A 16,796-nucleotide genomic window follows, 5' to 3' on the forward strand; every position below is an offset into this window, starting at 1 on the left:
CCTAGCACTCGATGGCATTCACAGCGAGCCCGCCCTTGGATGTCTCTTTATACTTATCCTGCATATCGCGGCCAGTATCGCGCATGGTGCGGATCACTTTATCCAGCGATATAAAGTGCTCACCATCGCCGTGCATCGCCATACGCGCGGCATTAATAGCTTTGACGGAGGCAATCGCATTGCGCTCGATACAAGGCACCTGAACGAGCCCGCCGACCGGGTCACAGGTCAAACCGAGGTTATGCTCCAAGCCAATTTCAGCGGCGTTCTCCACCTGGCCCGGCGAGCCGCCAAGCACCTCGGCAAGCCCAGCAGCCGCCATGGCGCAGGCTGAGCCAACCTCACCCTGGCAACCCACCTCCGCACCGGAAATGGAGGCGTTCTTTTTGCATAAAATGCCTACTGCGCCGGCGGTCAGCAGAAAATCCACCACATCGGCTTCGCTAGCGTCAGGCTCAAACTTCAAATAGTACGCCAATACGGCGGGCACAATACCCGCTGCGCCGTTGGTTGGCGCAGTGACCATCCGCCGCCCCGCGGCGTTCTCTTCATTTACCGCCAGCGCGAATACGTTGACCCAATCCATGACGGTAAAACTCGACACGATCAGGCGCTGATTAGCCGGTGGATGAAGCAACTGCTGATGGAGCAGCTGCGCACGACGGCGCACATTTAAACCGCCCGGCAAATGGCCAGTGGCGCGCAGACCATTCTCTATACTGTCGCTCATGGCGTGCCAAATGGTCAGCAGCTCCTCACGAATGGCCGCTTCGCTGCGCCAGGCTTTTTCATTTTCAAGCATCAGCTGGCTAATGCGCAGCTGATGCTGCTGACATAGCGCGAGCAGTTCGGCCGCCGTATTGAAGGGGTAAGGCAGTTCAGTAGCGTCTTCGTCAACCTCGCCTTGATCTGCCTTCGCTTGATCGACATAGAAACCGCCGCCGAGGGAGTAAAACGTATTGGTCGCTACCAACGCATCTTCACAATAGGCGCTCAGCACCATGGCATTGGGGTGAAAAGGCAGGCAGGTCTCATCCCACTCCACATCATTACGGGCATCAAAAGCGATCTGCTGCCCATTGGCAAGCACCAGCAGCTCTCCCTTTTCAAGATGTTTTAACCGCGAAGCGATGGTATCCGGATCAATGCTTTCAGGCGCTTCGCCCATCAGCCCCATAATTACCGCCTGATCGGTGCCGTGACCCACCCCGGTGGCGGCTAGCGAACCATGCAGCCTTGCCACCAGCCGGGTAACGCGTATATCGCCAAGCGCCAGGGCAAAATCGTGGGCTGCGCGCATCGGGCCCACCGTATGGGAACTTGAGGGCCCAATGCCAATTCGGAAAAGATCAAACACACTAATAGCCATACCTATCACGCCTCACAACGCTGTTATTACCTGTCTACTAGTTACTTTGCAGCGCCGATGCCTAAACGTCGAGTGATTAACCGCAATATCGACGTGCGAACACATAAGTGTGACGATATAATGAACATTCAGCTATGCATGTTTCAATACGCGAATAGCGACGCCGCTTACCCACAAAGGATGTTGGAATGTCTTCCCCGCCCACCTGGCCCATCGGGTTTCAAACTATTTTAGTGCGTGCCGTGCTATATGTACTGTTTATCGGTGCGATTGCCCAAGGCGCCTATTTAGAAGCGCTTTACCTCCCTTCAGTACGCTTTACTGAGTTGGGCTTTACCGAATTTACCCAAACGCTGGTACTGGCCACCTGCTGCGCCATGCTGATTTATATTCGCCAGGTACTTAAAGTCTGGCCCACCGTTACTCTGCTGCTGCTGGCGTTTGTGGCCGCCTCACTGGTGCGCGAGCAAGATTATTTTTTGGATGAGTTCATAGCTCGCAACACCTGGAAAGTGCTGGTATCACTGATCGTCATTCCCTCAATTGCCTGGGTCGTCATTAAGCGGCGTCACTTTCTTGAGGAGTTTGCCCATTACAGCAACACCTTTGCCTTTGGTTTGTTTACGGCCGGCGTGCTGACCACTTATATATTCTCGCGCTTATATGGACGTCAGGATTTTTGGCGCGCCGTACTCGAAGACAACTTCACGCGCGAATTCAAAGATGTCGCCGAAGAAGTCGTCGAACTGCTAGGTTATAGCTTAATTTTGATCGCCACCTTAGAGTTACTGCTACTGGCCCGGCGCATTTATAAAGCCAGGCAACTATCCACTTAAACGCAGCCACAATTGCCTTCAACAAAAAGCCCGTCGTTCTGAGAACGACGGGCTTTTTACTTTCTATCTACCGCTTACTATTCACTATTTAAGGCATTCACTCGTCAAGGAACGAACGCAGCGGCTCAGAGCGGCTGGGGTGACGTAGCTTACGCAACGCTTTGGCTTCAATCTGACGAATTCGCTCGCGGGTTACGTCAAACTGCTTGCCCACCTCTTCCAGCGTATGGTCGGTGTTCATATCGATACCGAAACGCATGCGCAAGACTTTGGCTTCGCGGGCGGTCAAGCCGCCTAACACGTTACGCGTGGCTTCGATAAGACCTTCACCCGTGGCCATATCGATCGGCAGCAGCATGGTGCCATCTTCGATAAAGTCGCCCAGGTGTGAATCATCATCGTCACCAATCGGCGTCTCCATGGAGATCGGCTCTTTGGCGATTTTGAGCACCTTGCGTACTTTATCTTCCGGCATTTCCAAACGCTCGCCGAGCTCTTCCGGCGTCGGCTCACGACCCATTTCCTGCAGCATCTGACGCGATACGCGATTGAGCTTGTTGATCGTCTCAATCATATGCACCGGGATACGGATGGTGCGGGCCTGGTCGGCAATCGAGCGGGTGATTGCCTGACGAATCCACCAGGTGGCATAGGTCGAGAACTTATAGCCACGGCGGTATTCGAACTTATCGACTGCTTTCATCAAGCCGATGTTGCCTTCCTGGATGAGATCCAGGAACTGCAACCCACGGTTGGTATACTTCTTGGCAATCGAGATAACCAGACGCAGGTTGGCCTCAACCATCTCTTTCTTGGCGCGGCGCGCTTTCGCCTCGCCAATCGAGAGCTTGCGATTCACCTCTTTAAGGTCGGCAACCGAGAGTTGCACCATATCCTCTTCGAAGGCGATCTTGCGCTGGGCGCGGGCAATATCGGCGCGCAGCGGCTCAAGGCGGTCGGCGTACTTGCTCTGCGCTGCCTGGAAATCATCCAGCCAGGTTTTGCGCGACTCGTTGCCAGGAAACGACTTGATAAACGTCTTACGCGGCACCTTGGCTTTTTTCACGCACAGCTGCATGACCGCTTTCTCTTGGGCACGCACCTGCTCAACGCTGATACGCACCTGACCGACCAAGCGCTCAAAGTGCTTTGGCACCAGCTTGATGGGCGAGAAAAGTACCGCCAAGCGAGCCTGCTCACTTTTTAGCTCGGCGCTGCCGCGGCCATGCTTGGCAAACGCCGCTTCGACTAAGGCATTCTGCTCGCGAATCTGCTCGAAACGCGCACGCGCCTCTTCGGGATCCGGGCCGCCCTCGCTGGCTGTGGAGTCTTCGTCCTCATCATCGCCGTCGCCTTCCACGTCCTCTTCAAGTTCGGACTCGGGCTCCGGTTCGGGCACCTCTGCTTCGGCAACGCCGGGGATGCCCTCATCGGGATCGATGAAACCAGAAAACAGATCCGAAAGACGCCCCGGCGCTTCTTCATCCTGAGTGGCGTCATAGGCGTCCAGAATAGACGCGACGGCTCCCGGCAAATAGGCCAGAGACGACATCACTTCACGGGTGCCCTCTTCGATCCGTTTGGCGATTTCAATTTCGCCTTCACGGGTCAAAAGCTCAACCGTGCCCATTTCACGCATATACATGCGTACGGGGTCAGTGGTGCGGCCTACATCGCTTTCCACGGCGGCAAGGGCCGCTACGGCCTCTTCCGCAGCGGACTCGTCCGTGGATTGATCCGACATCATCAAAGTGTCTTCATCTGGCGCTTCTTCAGCGACACTTATACCCATGTCGTTGATCATGCCAATGATGTCTTCCACTTGATCCGGGTCGGCGATATCCTCGGGTAGATGGTCGTTGACCTCGGCATAGGTCAGGTAGCCCTGTTCCTTGCCTCGAGCGATCAACTCCTTCAGACGCGACTGCTGCTGCGCATTTCCAGCCATAGAAACCCTATCTCGACGAAGAAGAATGAAACACCTGGTGCGCTGAATCGATTAAACTCAACAAGCCGTACAGTATAGCGTAAAAAGCAGGAAATTTTCCAGCTCGACGTATTTGCGCGGTAATTCAGGTGTGTTAGTTTGTTCGGTTAGGCCAGCGCTAGGTGGCTGAACCTATATCTGGTGCTGAAACGCTAGGAATTCAACCCCCATCGCCCAAGACACCGCCTCATTGACGCTGGGCAAGCTCCATTACCAAGCTTGCCAAACGCTGGCGCTGCTCCTTATCTAACTTTTGCCCGGCGCGCTCCTGCGCCAGCAACGCCGTGTACTCCTCTTGGGGAGAACGCTGACGCTGAACGTACTGCAAGTGTTCCACCAAACCCTTCAGCTCTGCTTCCCGATCTGGCTTGGGAATCAGCAGTTCGCGCTTAGCGAAGGCCGCCAACGCCTGCCCCTGCTGGCTGCCTTGAAAATGCGCCAACACTACTTGCGGGCTGCGGTAGCGACCCGCCTTTAGCAGTGCGACCAGTTCTCTGCATAGCGGTGCGTCATCATCTTCCGGTAGCCACTCCAAATCATCCGGGAGCGAAGCCACCAAATTGGGTTCATGCAGCAACAGCTGCACGATACGCCCAACCGGGGAGAGCGCCTGAGAACGTGAGCGCGATGAATGGGCTGGCGCTGCCAATACCGCACCCTGCATCGCTGATGACGCCGAATCCGGTTCTACCTGCTCCGCCTGCCTCTGCGAAGCGTGGCGCTGCGACACTTGGGCACGCTTTTCAAGCAGTACTTTCAACTGCTCTTGTGCCAGCCCACTACGCTGCGCCAATGACTCCAGCAGTAACGATTTGAGCATGCCTTCGGGCACTTTGTTCAATGCTTCAAGCACCTGACTGGCAAAACGCTCGCGCCCTTCCACCGTATTTAAGTCGCGCCCCTGGGAAGCTTGCTCAAACAGAAACTCCGACAGCGGCATGGCACAGGTCACACGATCCTGAAATGCCTCGGTACCTTCACGGCGCACCAAGGTGTCCGGGTCATCACCTTCAGGCAGAAACAGAAAGCGTGCTTCACGGCCATCAATCATTTGTGGCAGTGCGGTTTCCAACGCTCGGCTAGCCGCCTGTCTTCCCGCACGGTCACCGTCGAAGCAGAATACTACCCGACTCACCAGCCGGAACAGGCGGGTCAAATGGTCTTCCGTGGTCGCGGTACCCAGCGTCGCCACGGCGTTATGAATACCGTATTGCGCCAGCGCCACCACATCCATATAGCCTTCGACCATGACCAGCTGCTCAAGCTTGTTCGAGACTTGGCGCGCCTCATACAATCCGTAGAGTTCACGACCTTTATGGAATACGGGCGTTTCCGGTGAGTTGAGGTATTTGGGCTGATCATCACCCATTACCCGGCCACCGAAGGCGATGGTACGCCCACGCAAATCACGAATCGGGAACATTACCCGGTCACGAAAGCGGTCGTAGGTACGCCCGGTATCCTCACGATGAATCAGCAGGCCGTACTCCACCTGCACCGGCTCACCAATACCGCGCTCGCTGAGGTGCTGTTTGAGCGCCTCCCAACCCGCCGGAGCATAGCCAATGCCATAGGTCTTGATTACATCGTCCGAAAGCCCACGACCCGAAAGATAGCGCTGGGCGGACTGGCCCTCATGCATTTTTAATCGCTCGCGATAAAAACTCGCGGCGAGTTCGAGGAGGTTTACGCCCTCTTTGCGCTTCTTTTCGCGCTGCTGGGCACGCGGGTCATCGGCGCCTTCACGCGGCACTTCAATACCCAGGCGCCCGGCCAACTGCTCTACCGCCTCAGGAAACGGTAGCTTGTCGTACTCCATCAAGAAGCGTAGTGCATTACCATTAGCCCCGCAGCCAAAGCAGTGATAAAACTGCTTATCAGCACTGACGGTAAACGATGGAGTTTTCTCTTGATGGAAGGGACATAGCCCAGAGTAGTTACGGCCAGCCTTTTTAAGCTGCACACGCTCACCAACCACCTCGACCACGTCAACGCGGCCTAACAGGTCATCAATGAAACGCTGTGGAATTTGGCCTGCCATGAACTACGGGCATCCTCGCGCAAAGCGCTAGCTTTCGAGACTGTTTTTTAAAAGTTCTGTTTTTAAAACCAGTTTTTAAAGCACTGCCTAAGGTCATCAGACCCATTACCAGATCAGATCATCATAAACACCGACAGTCTTGAACGACAGCTTTGAAAAACGATGGCTTTAAAAACAACAGTCAAAAACAAACGGCCACCTAGTGGCGGCCGCTTGGCATCCCTCTTGAGACGACCAGCTAACTGCTCCGGCCCCCTCGGGTACGGATCAATAGAGCCGTTCGAAACGCTTTTGCTCACGCTGCACTTTCTTAGCGTGGCGTTTTACGGCAGCTGCCGCTTTGCGTTTACGCTCAGCAGTCGGCTTCTCATAGTGCTCGCGGCGGCGTACTTCAGAAAGAACACCGGCTTTTTCGCAAGAACGCTTGAAGCGACGCAGGGCGACGTCAAACGGCTCGTTATCACGTACTTTTACAGAAGGCATTAAGCACTCACCTACCTTAAGGAGTCTTGAGTTCGGATAGTACGTACACTGCGATATTACGATTTAGAACACGGTGTACGACCCAGTTTTACAGCGCACAGTAGTTTAGTCGCCGCTGACCATCTTTGCAAATGCTTACGCTGACCTACAGCGACAATGCTAGACTAGTGCTCTTGTGTTTTTCACCTTTACATCTTTTTGAATAGCCTTTGAGAGTCCCTTTTTATGCGAGTTCTGGGCATTGAAACATCCTGCGACGAAACAGGTGTCGCGCTTTACGATACCTCGTTAACCGGCGGCCAGGGGCTGCTTGCCGATGCGCTATATAGCCAAATCGCCATGCATGCAGAATTTGGCGGCGTAGTGCCCGAACTCGCCTCTCGCGATCACACCCGCAAACTACTGCCGCTGATTGAACAGGTGCTCAGTGACGCTAAGCTGACGCGACACGATCTGGATGGCATCACCTATACCGCAGGCCCGGGGTTAGTCGGCGCATTAATGGTGGGTGCCAGCACTGCCCATGGAATGGCCCGCGCCTTAAACATCCCCGTGCTCGGTGTACACCATATGGAAGGCCATTTATTGGCACCGATGCTGGAAGACGAACCTCCTGAGTTCCCCTTCGTGGCGCTGTTGGTCTCCGGCGGCCATACCCAGCTCGTCGAAGTGCAGGGGCTGGGGCGTTATCAACTGCTGGGCGAATCGGTGGATGACGCTGCCGGTGAAGCGTTTGATAAAGCCGCCAAGATGCTCGGACTGGCCTATCCAGGCGGCCCTCAGGTCGCCAAGTTAGCGGAACAGGGTGACCCCAAGCGCTTTCGTTTTCCGCGGCCCATGACCGACCGGCCGGGACTCGACTTCAGCTTTTCGGGCTTAAAAACCCATACCATGACGGCCATCCGCCAGCTGGAAGCAGCCGATGAACTCGACACCCAGGCCCGCGCCGATGTTGCCCGCGCTTTTGAAGAGGCCGTTGTCGATACGCTGGTAATTAAGTGCCGTCGAGCGCTGGATCAAACCGGCTTGAAGCGCTTAGTGGTCGCGGGAGGAGTCAGCGCCAATCATCGCCTGCGCGAACGACTGCACGCTGAGTGTGGAAAACGCCAGGCCCGCGCCTACTACCCGCGCGGGCGATTCTGTACCGACAATGGCGCCATGATTGCCTACGTCGGCGCTCAACGCCTGGCGGCGGGCGAGTACGACACACCCGGTATGATGCAGGCGACGCCCCGCTGGCCGCTGGATCAATTGGCGCCTCCAGCAACCTCTGGCAGCTAGCAGCACTCTTGACCTAGTTACGCCTTAGGAGCCGCGAAACGGCGGCTCTTCACCGCGTCGCAGTCGGCGAATATTAAGCCCGTGGCGGGCCAGCACCAGCAGGCTGAATCCACTCACCACCATGATGTAATCCGGCGCTAACCAGCCACAGGCAAGCGGCGCCACGAGTGCGCTCACTAGCGAGGCCAGTGCCGCCGTTTTTAGTCGCCACGCTAGCAGCGCCCATATCGCGGCACTCAGTAGTGCCACCTGCGGCACCAACACCAGCAGCACGCCGAACGCACTGGCGACTGCCTTACCACCACGAAAGCCATGCCATAATGGAAAGCTGTGACCTAGCAATACTGCCAACCCCACTAGGCCCTGCAGCCAGACCGGGCAGCTCATTAGCTTTGCGCCGAGAACAGCGGGCATGGCTTTTAAGGCGTCTAAGAGTAGTGTCGCTGCGGCTAAGCGGGGGCCATATAGGCGTAGTACGTTGGAAAAGCCTGGGTTAAATGAGCCGTGTAGACGGGGATCGCCCACGCCAGCCAGGCGGCAAACGCTTATCGCTGCCAGCCAGCTGCCGCTTAAATAACCCACCACTATCCATACCATGGCGCCCTGCTCGCTTTATAGACCGTCTCGATAACCCGGCATACTGTCGTTTAACCCTATCCTAACGTACAATCGCCCGCTTGTTACCGTAGGGGGAAGCTGGATGGATCGCATTTTGATTGAAGCGTTAAGCGTCGATACCGTGATTGGTGTCTACGACTGGGAGCGCTCGATTCAACAGTCGCTAAGCCTAGACTTGGTCCTGGCGACCGATATTCGCTCTGCGGCGGCCACCGACGATTTACGCCTCACCCTGGATTACGCTGCTATCTGCCAGCGCATTCAGCAGTTTGCCGATGTCCATCAGTTCGCCCTCGTTGAGACCTTCGCCGAACGCCTCGCGGAGTGCCTGCGTACAGAGTTCCCTATCACTTGGCTGCGCTTGACGGTACGTAAACCGGGCGCGGTTGCCAACGCCGTTAGCGTCGGCCTGGAAATTACCCGCGGCAACCTGCCGGAGGCAACCCAGGAGATCAGCGCATGAACCTGGTGACCGTCAGCTTAGGCAGCAATATTCACCCTACTCGGCATATTCGCTGCTGCCTTGATGCGCTTGCTGATACCTTCGGCCCCCTGCAGATCTCTCGCGTGTTTGAAAGCGAACCGGTCGGCTTCGCCGACAGCCGCAATTTCTATAACTTGGTGGTGGCGTTTCACAGCGCCTGGACGCCCGGCGAACTTCAGGCGTGGGGTAAGCAGCTGGAAATAGAGCATGGCCGCCTGCCCGACATTGCCAAATTCAGCCCCCGCGCGCTGGATATCGACTTGCTCACCGTAGGCAGTCTCTGCGGCACTGTTGACGACGTCGCCCTACCGCGAAGCGAAATCACCCATAATGCATTTGTGTTACAGCCGCTTGCTGAGCTGCTGCCTGAGCAGCGTCACCCCAGCTGCGGCACGCCCTATGCCGCGCTATGGAGCGCCTTTGAGCTCGGTAGCCAACGTCTTTGGGCGGTGGATTTCAGCTGGCGCGGCCGTTGGATCTCACAGGCTGACGAACAGCCCCTGCTGGCGGCAGCACGCCGATAAGCTACTTAGTTAGCGCCGACGCCACGGCCTGCCCGCGGCGCTCTCGCAAGGCCTCGCCCAGCGCTTCTCCTTGATACCCCTCGGCTATGAGTGCCTGGGGGCTAACCTCCCGGGCAGCCTGCCAGGCGTTTTCGAGCGGGCCAACCTGCTCAGGCGCCAGCACCTTAACTAACGCCAACTGCGCCTCGACCTGTTCAGGCTTGCGCCAGCCATCCAATCGCTCCAGCCAGCGTAGCACGCTGGGGCCCTCTAATGCGTCGGCAGGCAGTGTCTGGTTTGTTAGCGAATGGTTTATTAAAGAATAGGTAAGCGCGGTATGGCGAGCTAATTGGGCAACGGCATTGGGCAATTTGAGTCGTTCCGACAAAGCATCGCGCTGATCAGCGGTTAGCGATGATACCAGCTGCGCATGGCGCCAATGAGCCAATGAGAACATGTCGCTATCAGGCACCTGAGCCATCGCCGCCAAGCCCTTCACTAATGCTTCGCCCACCAATTCTGGCCACCACACGTTGAGTGCGTCGCAACGTTCAAGGGTAGTGAAATAGACCTCTGGGCTTGGCTCACCCAGCGCTTTTTCGGTTTCGACCCACACCCGCTCGGCAGCCAGATGCTCAAGTTCGCCGCTTTGACTCACCTTGCGCATTAGCGCCAGTGTTTCAGGGGCAATGGTGAAGCCCAGCGACGCATAGCGGGCCATAAAGCGCGCGGTACGAAGCACCCGCAACGGGTCTTCGCTAAACGCCGCTGAAATATGCCGCAACACGCGCCGTTCGATATCACCTTGACCATTAAACGGATCGGTTAATTCACCCTCAGTGCCCTGGGCAATGGCGTTAATGGTTAAATCACGCCGCAGCAGATCCTCTTCCAGGCTAACGTCGGGGCTGGCGTGTACTTCAAACCCGGCATAGCCGTGGCCAGACTTGCGTTCGGTGCGGGCCAGGGCGTACTCCTCGGCGCTCTCTGGATGCAGGAAGACCGGAAAGTCGCGCCCCACGGGCTTAAAGCCGCGCTTGCGCATGGCATCTGGCGTAGCGCCTACCACGACCCAGTCATTGTCATAAACCGGCCAGCCGAGTAACTCATCGCGTACAGCGCCGCCTACCCGATACACTTTTAGACCCGCTAAGCGGGGATCACTGCTTATCTCTTTCACTGTCATTTTCCCCGCTGATGGCTAGCTACACTGGTTCGCTCGCCGCTGTCCAGATTGAGCGCAGTTAGCCGCCCTCCCCAAACGCAGCCCGTATCCAACGCCTCAACGGGCACCCGCGCCTGCGGGGTATTCCCCTCCAGCGCCGCCCAGTGGCCGAAGAGCAGCCGTGTATCATCGTCGCGCGGGTATTGAAACCAGGGCAGAAAGCCCTCTGGCGCACTGTCCAGCCCCTCTTTGGCGGCAAAGTCCAAATGCCCCTGGGCATCAATAAATCGCATCCGGGTCAGTACATTAACAATCAGGCGCAGGCGATCCATGCCGTCCAGGTCGTCGCGCCAGCTATCCGGCTGGTTGCCAAATAGCTGGGTTAAAAACTCACCCGATGCTTCACTGCCAAGCGCCGCCTGCACTTCACGCCCCAGAGACTCGGTTTGAGCCACGCTCCATTGGGGAAGCAGCCCCGCATGGGTCATTAGCGTACTGTTTTTAAACACGCTTAGCGGTTGGCTCTGTAGCCAATCCAGCAACACTTCGCGATCAGGCGCGCCCAGAATATCGCTCAAGGTGTCGTTTTTTTTCAGCTTCCCACCGCCGCGCGCCACGACCAGCAAATGAAAATCGTGGTTACCCAATACGCTGCGTGTCGAGCTACCCAGTGCGCGCACTTCTCGCAGGCATTCCAAAGACCCAGGCCCACGATTGATCAAATCGCCCACCAGCCATAGCGTATCCCGTGCGGGGTTGAAGCTGAGCTTCCCAAGAAGGGCTAAAAATTCGGCGTGACAGCCGTGCAAATCGCCGATCGCATAGGTGCTCATGCGGGAGGCCTTATTAATAAAATGAGTGGGTTAAATACTACCACTTCACCGACATCCTCTGCCTGTCGATATATTGATGATTAACACTGGTGAAAAGGGCGAACCTAGATCACTATAAAAAGTACGCTTTGGCCCTCTTAAGCCTCTCGCTAGCTTAGCCACTCAATCGAGCAGTTGGTCAATCGAGTAGCCACCTCGCAATAACTGTTAAGGAAAACGATACGCTTATGACAATGGATCACTCACGACGCGGGCTGCTGCGAGCGGCAACGCTTGCTGGCCTTGGTGCACTCATACTTCCCGGCACAACGCTTCTTCCTGCCGCACGAGCTGCCGCTCCCAAGCTTGGCCCACCGCCCACTGCGGCGACGGTTAATGGCTGGCTACTGCGCAACAGTGACCGCTGATGTATATCGCTTTTGAGGATATCAGTGAGCACAGCGAGGCAGTGGATGTTTGCATCATCGGCGCGGGTGCGGCGGGCATTTCCATGGCCGTTACCCTTGCAGAGCGGGGGCACCGGGTACTGCTCTGCGAAGGAGGCGATGCGGAGTACAGCGAACGCTCCCAGGATTGCTACCGAGGGGAAGTCGTCGGAGACCCTTATATTCCCCTCTATGGCGCTCGCCTGCGCCATTTAGGCGGGTCGACCAACCACTGGGGTGGCATCTGCCGACCACTCGATCGCTATGACTTTACCGCCAAGAGAGCCGCCAGTGAGACGGCCTGGCCTATTGGCCGGGATGCGTTAGCGCCCTACTACCGCATTGCCGCCAGCGTGCTCGACTTGGCGTCTACACCTGCTGATCAGCCGATCACGAACTCTGGGCTCAAGCGCATCTATTTCTCACTGGGCCACCCGACGCGCCTTAAGGAGAAATATGCCACCACTTTGAGCGAGTCGACCACGCTGGAGTGCTGCCTAACAGCCAACTTGGTTGCGCTGGAAAGCCAAGATGGCAAGGTCACCGGTGCCACTTTCAAAAACTACCAAGGTGAGTATCGAAAGGTTCAGGCGCGCTACTTTGTACTGGCCTGCGGCGGCATCGACAACTCGCGCCTGCTGCTGTGGTGCAATCAGCAGTTAAATGGCCAGCTAATACCTCAAGCTGGCACCTTAGGTCGCTACTGGATGGAGCACCCCCACGCTACGGTGGGCAAAGCGCTACTTTTCGAACCAGCGGCACTGGGTCTGGACGAAGTTTACAACGTGTTCCTCTCCCCCACCGCTCACTCCATCAGCTCTCGCCAAATACTAAACTGCGGACTGCGCTTACACCGTATGAACGCTGAAGCCACCCAGGAGCTGATTGACGAGCTAGCCGATCAGGCGCCAACGCTGGCGGGACGACTGCGCGTCTGGCAGGCCCAGGGGCGGGTGATACACGGCACGGCGGTAAGAGCCGCCTGGGAGCAAGAACCTCGCTTTGACAATCGCATAGAGTTAAGCGAAGAACTGGATGAGCTGGGCGTACCGCGTAGCCGCTTGGTGTGGCAGCAGTCCGAGCTGGATCGTCATACTATCCGCGAGAGCATGCTGCTATTGGGTGAGTATCTGCGCGACAACGAGATCGGTAGGCTACAACTGGCTGACTGGCTCGTCGATACGCCGGTAAAGTTGCCCACCGAGGGCGAGTTGGCTGGCCGTCACCATATGGGCGGCACGCGCATGAGCCTTAATGCCGAGCAAGGCATCGTTAACACCGACTGCCAACTGTTTGCCCAGGATAACTTCTACGTGGCGGGTTCCAGCGTTTTTGCCAGCGCCGGACACGCCAACCCTACTTTAACGCTAGTACAGTTGGCCCTGCGGCTTTGCGACCATCTAGAGAGCAGGCTAACGCAAACCGTCTAATGGAGCTGGAGCGGTACGGCTAACCTAAAGGGGGTAATGGCTACCTCAAAAACGCGCTGAGTAGAGGTATCTAACAGCGTATAGGCACCCTCCATTACCCCCACTGGGGTTTGCAGAATGGCGCGACTGGTGTAACGAAAACTCTGGCCAGGGCCAATCAGCGGCTGTTGGCCGACGACGCCTTTGCCGCGCACTTCCTGGCAGTCGCCGCTGCCCTGGGTGATTTTCCAGTAGCGCGCCATCAGCTGAACACTATGGGGGCTCTGATTGTGGACAGTCACGGTGTAGCTAAACACATAGCGCGATTCGCCATCGCTAGACTCATCAGCGCGATAGCTAGGGACAACATTGACTTTGATCGCTAGGTCACTCACGTTTGACTGCCCCGCTCACCGCTTGCCTGCTCATCGGCGGCGACACGGTTGGCAATCGCCACGTACTCCGCCACGGTTAAGGTTTGTGGACGGCGAATGGGGTCAATGCCCAGGTCTTCCAAGGTATCGGGACTCACTCGCCCTTTGAAGTTATTACGCAGCGTTTTGCGCCGCTGGCCAAAGGCGAGCTTCACCAACTCAAACAGCAGCGCTGGGTCATCCGCCGGATGGGGCAGCGTTTCATGGGGGGTTAAGCGCACGATCGCTGAGTCGACCTTGGGGCGCGGCACAAAGGCTTCCGGAGGCACGATAAACAGCTGTTCGACCTGGCAGTAGTACTGGGCCATGACCGATAGACGCCCCCAATCAGCGCCACCGGGCTCTGCGGCTAAGCGTTCAACCACCTCTTTTTGCAGCATAAAGTGCATATCTTCTATGGCACTTCCTGCAGCCAGCAGATGTATTATCAGTGGTGTGGAGATGTTATAGGGCAGGTTGCCCACTACGCGCAGCGCGGGCCCATCACCTTTTAGCGAGGCAAAATCAAACTTCAGCGCATCGCCTTCATGAATTACAAAGTCGGGGTAGTTGAAGAACTGCACCCGCAGGCCGGGAATCAGGTCGCGATCAAGCTCGATAACTTCCAAGTGCCCCGCGGCTTCCAGCAGCGGTTCGGTCAGCGCCCCCTGTCCTGGGCCAATTTCGACAAGGCGATCCGTCGAGCGCGGGCCAACGGCGCGAACAATCCGCGAGATAATGCCAAGGTCGCGTAAAAAGTTCTGACCAAAGCGTTTACGAGCGCGGTGTTGGGGCACAGTAGACATCAAACGGTGTTCCTTGGAGTGCGGATTCAATCGGAAGTGTGTAGCAGCGAATGCTAGGCAGTAGCAGACAACCGCTGCGCGGCTAAACGGCGCGCAAGGTCGATAGCGACTTTTAGGCTGCTGGGGTCTGCCACGCCTTTGCCAGCCAGATCCAGCGCGGTGCCATGGTCGACCGAAGTGCGAACCAATGGCAAGCCCAGGGTAATATTAGCGGCCTGACCAAAGCCTGCGTATTTTAACACCGCCAACCCCTGGTCATGGTACATCGCCAGCACCGCATCAACACCTGCCAAGTGCCTGGGGGTAAACAGCGTGTCGGCTGGCAAGGGGCCAAGGATATCCATTCCCTCTGCGCGCAACGCATCAAGCGCGGGAATAATGATATCTAGCTCTTCGCTCCCCAAGTGACCCTCTTCACCGGCGTGTGGGTTTAAGCCACACACCGCAATAAGTGGCTGGGCAATCCCAAACTGGCGCTGCAAGTCGGCCGCCAGCAGTCGGCTAACACGGGTTACCCGCTCAAAGGTGATAGCGTCGGCAACCTTGCGCAGCGGCAAATGGGTAGTCACCAGTGCCACACGAAGGTCGCCACTGCCCTGCCAACCTGAGGCGCTGGCATGCAGTGCCGCATCGGTAGCGAGCATCATCACCACCTCATCAACACCACAGGCATCGCGCAACCACTCGGTGTGTCCAGTAAAGTCTGGATAGCCGCCCTCAATGATAACGCCTTTGTGCAGCGGCGCCGTGACCATGGCAGCAGCAAGGCCACGTTGGCAGGCATCCACCGCCAGCGCCAAGGTAGCCAGCACATAGTCAGCGTTGGCCGGATTGAGAACCCCCGGCGTGGCCGGTTCGTTCAGCGCAACCGGCCAAACCGGCAAACCGTTGACGCCACTTGGAGACTCGCCGGGCGAACACTCAACTAGCGTAACATTAAGCCCCAACGCTGCGGCACGCTGGCGCAGCATATCCGGGTCGCCAATCGCCACCGCATTGGCGGGAAGATCACCCTGGGCCGCCAGCATGAGCATTAATTCTGGGCCGATACCCGCCGGTTCGCCAGTGGTGACTGCCACCGGCAAAATGCTATCGGGTGATAAAGTGCCCGCTACCATCAGAGACGAATATCAACAAAAGCCTGCGAGCGAATCTCTTGCTGCCAAGTCTCTAACTCTTCATTTGCGCGACGCTGGAAAATAGCTTGACGAACCTGCTCGCGCTGGCTCTCTTGGGTGACGTTCTGACGGCGGCGCTCTTGCACCTCAATGATGTGATAGCCGAACTGAGAGCGAACCGGCTGAGATACTTGGTTAATACTTAGCTCGCGCATCGCTTCTTCAAAAGCGGGGACGGTTTGTCCTGGGCGTACCCAGCCTAGTTCGCCACCACTAAGTGCACTGCCGCTGTCGTCACTCATTTCGCGCGCCACAGAGGCAAAATCCTCACCTTGAGATAAGCGTTCACGCACTTCTTCCGCTAATGCACGGGCTTGATTTTCATCACGAGTGGGGGTCAGCTCAATCAATACATGGCGAGCGCGGATCTCTTCGATAAAGTCCTGGTCGCCGGATTGGCCAGGCTGCTGATTGAGAAAGCGCTCAACGTCACGATCACTCACCGTTACGCGGTTGCTGATTTGCCGCTGCTGCACCTGACGCATCAACATTTCACGGCGAACGTCTTCGCGCACACTCGCCAGCGTTGAGCCTTCAGCTTCCACTGCATCAGCAAACTCATCGAGCGTCATGCCGTTGGATTCGGCAATCGAGCGTACCTGGCCGTTTAGCTCGGTATCATCAATGCTCAAATTGGCATCTTCCGCCATCTGTAGCTGAATCTCCTCAACCACCATGCGCTCAAGCACCTGACGCTCCAACTGGGAGCGCGGTGGAAGATTGCCGCCCTGGGCTTGGGCCTGCTGCTCGATTTGCAACATCCGGTCGTCTAACTCGCTACGCATAATCACATCGTCATTGACCACGGCCACGACGCTGTCCAGCACTTGGCGCTGGGTAGATTGGAAGTTCTGCGCCTGCAGGACTAGCGGGGCCAACGCAAGGCCTGTGCCTACACACAGCGCCAGCAAACTACCAGCAGAAAGCTGTTTCATACGGCCTAGCAAGGGCTTTCTCATTTTCAT

17 protein-coding genes are annotated in these 16,796 nt (G+C 56.9%); 6 read left to right on the forward strand and 11 right to left on the reverse strand.

Annotated features, from left to right (window positions below):
- Window position 1: 1 nt before the first annotated feature.
- Window positions 2-1,369: an L-serine ammonia-lyase gene (locus tag QHL1GM_RS08140; RefSeq protein WP_071694018.1), complete on the reverse strand. Its 1,368-nt coding sequence runs from the start codon at window positions 1,367-1,369 to the stop codon at window positions 2-4.
- A gap of 188 nt (window positions 1,370-1,557) precedes the next feature.
- Between QHL1GM_RS08140 and QHL1GM_RS08145 the strand changes: the two genes are divergently transcribed.
- Window positions 1,558-2,205 (forward strand): hypothetical protein, encoded by a 648-nt coding sequence (locus tag QHL1GM_RS08145; protein ID WP_071694019.1) that lies wholly within the window; start codon window positions 1,558-1,560, stop codon window positions 2,203-2,205.
- Window positions 2,206-2,302: 97 nt separating this feature from the next.
- On the opposite strand, the gene rpoD is transcribed toward QHL1GM_RS08145, so the two are convergent.
- From rpoD to rpsU, 3 genes are all read right to left on the reverse strand, one after another.
- On the reverse strand, window positions 2,303-4,153 hold the full coding sequence (gene rpoD, locus QHL1GM_RS08150) for an RNA polymerase sigma factor RpoD (protein ID WP_071694020.1): 1,851 nt from the start codon (window positions 4,151-4,153) through the stop codon (window positions 2,303-2,305).
- A 226-nt stretch (window positions 4,154-4,379) separates the two neighbouring features.
- Window positions 4,380-6,233: a DNA primase gene (gene dnaG, locus QHL1GM_RS08155; RefSeq protein ID WP_071694021.1), complete on the reverse strand. Its 1,854-nt coding sequence runs from the start codon at window positions 6,231-6,233 to the stop codon at window positions 4,380-4,382.
- A 267-nt stretch (window positions 6,234-6,500) separates the two neighbouring features.
- Window positions 6,501-6,716, reverse strand: a complete 216-nt coding sequence (gene rpsU, locus QHL1GM_RS08160; RefSeq protein ID WP_008956349.1) for a 30S ribosomal protein S21 — start codon at window positions 6,714-6,716, stop codon at window positions 6,501-6,503.
- Between the two features lie 225 nt (window positions 6,717-6,941).
- Between rpsU and tsaD the strand changes: the two genes are divergently transcribed.
- Window positions 6,942-7,997 (forward strand): tRNA (adenosine(37)-N6)-threonylcarbamoyltransferase complex transferase subunit TsaD, encoded by a 1,056-nt coding sequence (gene tsaD, locus QHL1GM_RS08165; RefSeq protein ID WP_071694022.1) that lies wholly within the window; start codon window positions 6,942-6,944, stop codon window positions 7,995-7,997.
- Window positions 7,998-8,021: 24 nt separating this feature from the next.
- On the opposite strand, the gene plsY is transcribed toward tsaD, so the two are convergent.
- Window positions 8,022-8,594: a glycerol-3-phosphate 1-O-acyltransferase PlsY gene (gene plsY / locus QHL1GM_RS08170; RefSeq protein ID WP_071694023.1), complete on the reverse strand. Its 573-nt coding sequence runs from the start codon at window positions 8,592-8,594 to the stop codon at window positions 8,022-8,024.
- A gap of 103 nt (window positions 8,595-8,697) precedes the next feature.
- Here plsY and folB point away from each other — a divergent pair, with 103 nt between their 5' ends.
- Window positions 8,698-9,078 (forward strand): dihydroneopterin aldolase, encoded by a 381-nt coding sequence (gene folB / locus QHL1GM_RS08175; RefSeq protein ID WP_071694024.1) that lies wholly within the window; start codon window positions 8,698-8,700, stop codon window positions 9,076-9,078.
- Window positions 9,075-9,623 carry a 2-amino-4-hydroxy-6-hydroxymethyldihydropteridine diphosphokinase gene (gene folK, locus QHL1GM_RS08180; protein WP_071694025.1) on the forward strand — a complete coding sequence of 183 codons (549 nt, stop codon included), beginning with the start codon at window positions 9,075-9,077 and terminating at the stop codon, window positions 9,621-9,623. Before folB ends, folK begins: the two co-directional genes overlap by 4 nt.
- 1 nt (window position 9,624) lies before the next feature.
- Here folK and QHL1GM_RS08185 read toward each other — a convergent pair whose 3' ends face one another.
- Window positions 9,625-10,782, reverse strand: a complete 1,158-nt coding sequence (locus tag QHL1GM_RS08185) for a polynucleotide adenylyltransferase (RefSeq protein ID WP_254795275.1) — start codon at window positions 10,780-10,782, stop codon at window positions 9,625-9,627.
- Window positions 10,783-10,784: 2 nt separating this feature from the next.
- Window positions 10,785-11,600 (reverse strand): symmetrical bis(5'-nucleosyl)-tetraphosphatase, encoded by an 816-nt coding sequence (locus tag QHL1GM_RS08190; RefSeq protein ID WP_071694027.1) that lies wholly within the window; start codon window positions 11,598-11,600, stop codon window positions 10,785-10,787.
- A gap of 227 nt (window positions 11,601-11,827) precedes the next feature.
- On the opposite strand from QHL1GM_RS08190, the gene QHL1GM_RS08195 reads away from it, so the two are divergent.
- Together QHL1GM_RS08195 and QHL1GM_RS08200 are read left to right on the forward strand one after the other, a co-directional pair.
- Window positions 11,828-12,007 (forward strand): hypothetical protein, encoded by a 180-nt coding sequence (locus QHL1GM_RS08195; protein ID WP_071694028.1) that lies wholly within the window; start codon window positions 11,828-11,830, stop codon window positions 12,005-12,007.
- Window positions 12,007-13,455, forward strand: coding sequence for an FAD-dependent oxidoreductase (locus QHL1GM_RS08200; protein WP_071694029.1), 1,449 nt, complete (start codon window positions 12,007-12,009; stop codon window positions 13,453-13,455). The genes QHL1GM_RS08195 and QHL1GM_RS08200 overlap by 1 nt, the downstream gene beginning before the upstream one ends.
- Here the strand turns inward: QHL1GM_RS08200 and apaG are convergent.
- Genes apaG through QHL1GM_RS08220 form a run of 4 tightly spaced genes read right to left on the reverse strand, consistent with a single transcriptional unit; the run spans window position 13,452 to window position 16,796 of the window.
- Window positions 13,452-13,829: a Co2+/Mg2+ efflux protein ApaG gene (gene apaG / locus QHL1GM_RS08205; protein ID WP_071694030.1), complete on the reverse strand. Its 378-nt coding sequence runs from the start codon at window positions 13,827-13,829 to the stop codon at window positions 13,452-13,454. The two genes, QHL1GM_RS08200 and apaG, sit on opposite strands and share 4 nt — an antisense overlap.
- A complete protein-coding gene (rsmA, locus tag QHL1GM_RS08210; protein WP_071694031.1) occupies window positions 13,826-14,653 on the reverse strand; it encodes a 16S rRNA (adenine(1518)-N(6)/adenine(1519)-N(6))-dimethyltransferase RsmA in 828 nt (275 codons plus the stop codon). Before rsmA ends, apaG begins: the two co-directional genes overlap by 4 nt.
- 53 nt (window positions 14,654-14,706) lie before the next feature.
- Entirely contained in the window at window positions 14,707-15,771 is a 1,065-nt protein-coding gene (gene pdxA / locus QHL1GM_RS08215) for a 4-hydroxythreonine-4-phosphate dehydrogenase PdxA (protein ID WP_071694032.1), read from the reverse strand.
- Window positions 15,771-16,796, reverse strand: a complete 1,026-nt coding sequence (locus QHL1GM_RS08220; RefSeq protein WP_071694033.1) for a peptidylprolyl isomerase — start codon at window positions 16,794-16,796, stop codon at window positions 15,771-15,773. The genes pdxA and QHL1GM_RS08220 overlap by 1 nt, the downstream gene beginning before the upstream one ends.

Origin of the sequence: Halomonas sp. QHL1 (assembly GCF_001882345.1) — a bacterium.
GTDB lineage: Bacteria > Pseudomonadota > Gammaproteobacteria > Pseudomonadales > Halomonadaceae > Vreelandella.